This is a genomic window from Leisingera sp. XS_AS12 (assembly GCF_041224635.1).
Classification (GTDB): domain Bacteria; phylum Pseudomonadota; class Alphaproteobacteria; order Rhodobacterales; family Rhodobacteraceae; genus Leisingera.
Genome location: NZ_JBGFGM010000117.1, coordinates 1 through 3,721 on the forward strand (window position 1 = coordinate 1; position 3,721 = coordinate 3,721).

The 3,721-nt window shown below is 61.5% G+C and carries 3 protein-coding genes and 1 pseudogene; 1 reads left to right on the forward strand and 3 read right to left on the reverse strand.

From position 1 onward, the window contains the following. Positions 1–237: 237 nt before the first annotated feature. The 3 genes from AB9K35_RS18300 to AB9K35_RS18310 are packed head-to-tail and all read right to left on the reverse strand — an operon-like array spanning position 238 to position 3,400. Positions 238–1,251 (reverse strand): tyrosine-type recombinase/integrase, encoded by a 1,014-nt coding sequence (locus AB9K35_RS18300; protein ID WP_369928316.1) that lies wholly within the window; start codon positions 1,249–1,251, stop codon positions 238–240. Continuing rightward, positions 1,248–2,162: a tyrosine-type recombinase/integrase gene (locus tag AB9K35_RS18305; RefSeq protein WP_369928318.1), complete on the reverse strand. Its 915-nt coding sequence runs from the start codon at positions 2,160–2,162 to the stop codon at positions 1,248–1,250. Before AB9K35_RS18305 ends, AB9K35_RS18300 begins: the two co-directional genes overlap by 4 nt. Next, positions 2,156–3,400: a tyrosine-type recombinase/integrase gene (locus tag AB9K35_RS18310; protein WP_369928320.1), complete on the reverse strand. Its 1,245-nt coding sequence runs from the start codon at positions 3,398–3,400 to the stop codon at positions 2,156–2,158. The genes AB9K35_RS18305 and AB9K35_RS18310 overlap by 7 nt, the downstream gene beginning before the upstream one ends. Before the next feature lie 189 nt (positions 3,401–3,589). Here AB9K35_RS18310 and tnpB point away from each other — a divergent pair. Further along, positions 3,590–3,721: pseudogene (gene tnpB / locus AB9K35_RS18315) on the forward strand (IS66 family insertion sequence element accessory protein TnpB); the annotation flags it as partial.

Consider the following 3,721-nt stretch of genomic DNA (forward strand, 5'->3'; position numbering starts at 1 on the left):
CTGCCCCAATCAGGATCACTCGAGGCGCTGTCGTGATCGAACTCGCCCATGATGCACCTGCGGCCCGGATTGCCGAGATTGCCCACGCGCTGGAGGTGCATCCATGCTGATGCCCTCGCAGGGCGTGCGGATCCTGGTGGCAACGAAGCCGGTCGACTTCCGGAATTATGCAGGGCGCATGATTATGCGGAGTCCGCAGCGGCAACGGCTTGCCGACTGCGGTGTTTTTGGCAGAAATCACTCGACATAATCTGCTGATTGGCCGACGGACTTCAGCATAGCCAGCAGCTCGTCGGGAGCGCGGAAGCGACCCGGCTTTAGTGACGGCGGCGCCATCGCAGCGAGCGCCTCGAGCTTCTCGGTCGGGTCGGCTCGCAGGTAGATTTCCGTGCTTTGGAGGCTGGCGTGACCGAGCCAAAGCGAGACTTTGCGGACATCCCGGGTCGCCTGCAGCGTGTGCATGGCGCAGGTGTGACGCAGGACATGGGGCGTGACGCGCTTGTCGGAGATGGAGGGATGCTTTTGCGCCGCGGTAACGACGTGCTTGGTCAGAATGTACTCGAACCCGGACCGTGTCATCGCACGTCCTTTCGCATTGAGAAAGAGTTCGGCGTCGCCACTCGCCGGGCGGGCCGCCAGCCAAGCCTTCAGCGCCGCTGCAGTTTCCTTCCAGAGGGGCAGCACGCGTTCGCGGCGTCCTTTGCCCATGACGTGGATGCTGGCGGCCGCCTGACGGTCAATCTGGTCGGTGCGGAGACTGACGAGTTCGGATACGCGCAGCCCGGCAGCGAAGGCCAGATGCAGCATCGCCCGATCGCGGAGGCCGGAGACCCGGCACGGGTCCGGAGCGTCGAGCAGAGCCTGCATCTCTTCGCGGGTGAGATGACTGACGAGGGTCTCGTCAACCTTCTTCATCGGGAGCGCCCGGGTCCGGCGCGCCTGATCCAGACAAGACGGAAGCCGATACTCGAGGAAGCGGAAGAAGGCTTTGATGGCGGCAAGCCGGGCGTTGCGGGTGCGCGCCGAGTTGCCGCGACTGTCCTCAATGTACTCCAGGAAAGCGAGAATGAGTGGAGGATCGAGCTGTTCAATCTGCATGCTGGACGGGGTGGCCCGCAACCGAGCCGCCGCGAAGGAAAGCAGCAGCTGAAAGCTGTAGGCGTAGGCCGCGCAGGTATGCGGACTCGCCCGCCTCTCGTGCGGCAGGTGCTCGCGCAAGAAAGCGGTGAGATGCGGAGCCAGCGCGGTCATGAGACAGCTCCTTTATGCATGGCCTCGCCAGCCGCAGCGATCTGCCTCATGAGGATTGGTGTCGCCTGCAGGTACCAATAGGTGTCGGTGACGTGGGCGTGGCCGAGGTAGGTGCTGAGGGCGACGATATGGCGGTCGACAGCATCGCGATTTTGCCCGCACTGTTCTAAGGATCGAACGGCAAAGGTGTGCCGAAGATCATGAATACAGGGCCCCGGCTGGCCGGGGCCTCCGCGCAGGCCGATCGAGCGCGCGAGCTGGAGAAAAACGGCTATCACGGTACTGTAGGCTGGCGGCGTGCCTGCTGCGGAAACGAACAGCGCGCTGTTCAATGTCCCGACCCGGCGGCGCGCCAGCAAATAGCGATCCAAGGCGTCCCATGTCGTTCGATGGAGTGGCAGCAACCGGCTCTTCTGGAACTTTGTCTGCCGGATGAGCAAGCCATCGGCAATTACGTCATCGAGCCGAAGAGCGAGAGCTTCAGAAATGCGCATGCCGGTTGCGGCAAGCAAGCCGAACAGGGTCTCGTACATCTGCGGCCTGATCGAACTCGTCGGTTTGAGTGAAGAGGCAGCCTGCATCAGTGCGGCGATCTCGTCCGCGCTGTAGATATACGGAATCCGTCGCTCCGATGGGCCGTGGCCCAGAGCGTCAGCGGGCGGGATCTCATGACGCCGGTTCTCGGCCGACAGCGCCAGTGCGAATCGGCGAACTGTCAGCAATCGGTTGCGGCGCTGCCGTGGCGAAGGCGCGAACGCCGCCCATTCAAGCACGCGCGCAGTATGAACATACCGATCGCCACGCCCCTCCGCGAAGGCAACGAAACTCTTCAACAGGGTATGCTGTACCCGGAACTTGAACCCCAGCTTATGTTGAAGTTCCGCATGGTGTGCGAGGTTCTGGCTCAGCATGCTGCACCTCCCGGCCAAGGCTGGGCAACCCGAAGCAACATACTAACGTCCACCTTCGCGTAATGGGCGGTCGTGTCGACCGACCGATGGCGCAGCACGGTTCCGATCATATCCAAAGTGGCACCGCCCCGAAGCATGCTTGTCGCAGCCGAGTGACGGAGCAAGTTGGTACCCCGGGACGGGGCATTCTCGATACTCGCCCTCCCAAGCGCATGATTAACGATGCTTGAGACACTTGAGCCTGCTAATGGCCGAAAGGGGGCAACGGTGCGCAGGAAGATCTGGTCGCAGGCAACTTGGGGGCGCACATCACGCAGATAGCCAATGATCGCGTCGCCGGCGTCCTGGGGCAGCGGAAGCCGGATCTCGCGGCGTCCTTTGCCGCGGACACGCAGGGTTCCCTCTCGCCAGTCGATGTCGTCGAGACGCATGTCCGAAATGTCGCCGGCGCGCAGCCCCAGACGGGCAAGTAACAGCAGCACCGCGCGGTCGCGGGTTCCCTGCGGCGTCGTGACATCGCAGGATGCAATCATCCGATCAACCTCAGCTGAGGAGATAAAGCGTGGCAATGTCGACAGCCGCCATTGCGGAATGATCGGTATGGCCCGATCGAGCCCCGGTCGGCATAAACCTTGGGCAGCCAGGTATTTGAGATACCCACGCAGTGCCGTTGTCATCGTTTTGAGGTTTGACCGCGAACTTCGCTGCGCTTGCTCCATGATCACTTGCCGAATGAGACCGGCATCGTATTGCTCTGGTTCAGGGCCCAAGGCGGGAAGCAATCGGACGACCATTCGGCCATGGCGATGGATTATGCGCTCCGAAATACCCCGGTGCCGTCTCAGCCAAGTCTGGAAGGCCAGGATCTGGTCGTCGTGGGCGCACTTCACTTCCTCTTTCAATGGCGCCACTTGCCCGCATTCCACGAGGAAATCCACGAACCGCCGGACCCGGTTCACGTATTTGGTGGACAGGCAAGCGGTACGTCGGCCACCAGGGCAACGGCATCGATGCCGCGCGAAACGGCCCACGACGCCTTCATCGATCTCATCGACCGCGATCTTGCTGCTCTGCAGCCAGTGTCCGAAGTGCCGAGCTGAGGCTTCGTAGCCAGACACTGTCAGGCGGCTATGCCCCAGGTTCAACAAGCTGATCGCGAATTCCTCCACGAACGGCCTCAAGGCACCAGGGTTCATCAGCTGAACGCAAGCTGGCAATACTTCCATCGACTTTGGCATATGTGGTCTCCTCTCAACGTCAAAGCAATGCCGAGAGACGACACTAATTATGCATAGCGAGATAGATGGGCGAGCGTTCTAACCTACAGAAAAAGAGCAAGAAAAATGGCCTCTGCTTGCGGACTCCGCATAATCATGCGCCCTGCATAATTCCGGTTATGAAGAGCTCTTCATAATCGCAAGGGGCATGACGGTCTCGCGGCGCTGGTTCAGTCGACGCTTGCCGAGGATCCGTTCACGGGCACGGTCTTCGTGTTCCGGTCGAAGCGCGCCGACCGGTTGAAGATCCTGTTCTGGGACGGCAGCGGGCTCGTGATGGCC

What these genes read in the sequence shown, in the direction of transcription:
- AB9K35_RS18300 (WP_369928316.1), bottom strand. Translation starts at nt 1,251, where the DNA reads ATGACCGCGCTGGCTCCGCATCTCACCGCTTTCTTGCGCGAGCACCTG.
- AB9K35_RS18305 (WP_369928318.1), bottom strand. Translation starts at nt 2,162, where the DNA reads ATGCTGAGCCAGAACCTCGCACACCATGCGGAACTTCAACATAAGCTG.
- AB9K35_RS18310 (WP_369928320.1), bottom strand. Translation starts at nt 3,400, where the DNA reads ATGCCAAAGTCGATGGAAGTATTGCCAGCTTGCGTTCAGCTGATGAAC.